This is a genomic window from Nitratidesulfovibrio oxamicus, from assembly GCF_015731765.1.
GTDB classification, from domain to species: Bacteria; Desulfobacterota; Desulfovibrionia; order Desulfovibrionales; family Desulfovibrionaceae; genus Cupidesulfovibrio; species Cupidesulfovibrio oxamicus.
Map to the genome: position 1 here is coordinate 1 of NZ_VRYY01000541.1, position 1,425 is coordinate 1,425.

General features: G+C 72.1%; 1 protein-coding gene. It reads left to right on the top strand.

Going from position 1 to position 1,425, the window contains the following annotated elements:
* Window positions 1-1,425: glycosyltransferase family 2 protein (locus tag FVW20_RS15165; protein ID WP_196610260.1), on the top strand; the 1,425-nt coding region annotated here is incomplete at both ends.

The window sequence follows — 1,425 nt, forward strand, 5'->3', positions numbered from 1 at the left end:
GCGGCCCGGCAACCGCCCCGGCGCAGGCCGTGCTGGACGTGGTGCTGCCCCGGCTGGCCGACCCGGCCCACGGCCTGTTCTGGCTGGCGCGCGGCGTGGAGTGGTGCGTGCGCCACGAAAATTCCGTTGCCCCGCCCACGGATGAAGCTGCGTCCCCGGCGCTTCCGGTTGCGGACGACACCACGCTGGAAACCCTGCTGCGCGCCGCCCTGTCCACCCCGCTGGCCCTGCCGGAAACCGTGGTCCGCAGACTGCGCGCCGAATGGGCGCTGCGACGGCTGGACCCCGCAGAGGCCCTGCGGCGGCTGGACGAACTGGCGGAACAGGACGCCGCCCCCACTGGCGCATCACCCTTTGCCCCGTGGTACGCACTGCGCCGCGCCGAACTGCTGGTCCAATTGGACAGGCCGGGACACGCTTCCGACGCCGCCGCCCTGCTGCTGCCCCTGTGGCGCGAGGCCCCGTACCATCCCAATCTCACCCTGGCCCTGCACGAACTGCTGCACCCGCTGCCCGCGCCCCCCGCTGACGCAGCCCCCCCCGCCATCCTGCTGTACAGCTGGAACAAACGCGACCTTGCGGCGCAGACCCTGCGCTCGCTGCGCGCGTCGGGCTTTCGCGACGCGCCGGTCTTCGCGCTGGACAACGGTTCGCTGGACGGCACGGAAGACATGTTCCGCGCCATGGCGGCAGACTGGGGTTCGCCGTTCACCGTGGTGCGCCTGCCGGTGAACGTGGGGGCCCCCGCCGCCCGCAATTGGCTGCTGTCCCTGCCGGAAGTGCGCCAGCGCGACCACGCCGTGTTCCTGGACGACGACGTGCTGCTGGACCCCGACTGGCTGGACGGCCTGCTGGCCGTGGCCCACGCCCGGCCCGGCTGGGGAGCCATCGGCTGCGCGGTTACCGACCACACCCCGCCGCACGCGCTGCAATGCGCCGACTTTTTCGCCCTGCCGCCGGACATGGGCACCCGCAGCTTCGCCGACCTGGACGAACACTGGCACATTCACGGCAACTCGGCGGGCAGCGCGGACACCCTGCTCACCGCCTACACCCGGCCCTGCCTGTCCGTTTCCGGGTGCTGCCACATGGTTTCCATGGCCTCGGTGCAACAGGTGGGCGCGTTCGACGTGCGCTTCACTCCCAGCCAGTTCGACGACCTGGAGCGGGACATCCGCTGCACGCTGGCCGGGCTGCCGGTGTGGTACACTGGTACGGTGCGGGTGCGCCACATGCAGCATTCCAGCCTGCGCCAGGCCACCAGCCGGGCACGCAGCGCGCACATCTTCGGCAACCGCATCAAGCTGGAGCACCTGCACCCGGCAAACATGGCCAGGCAGGCGCGCGAGGCATCCGCCGCGCTGGCCCGGCAGGACCTGCTGCGCAAGGCCACCGCGCTGGCGTCCGCCTTGTCCGCCCCGGGCG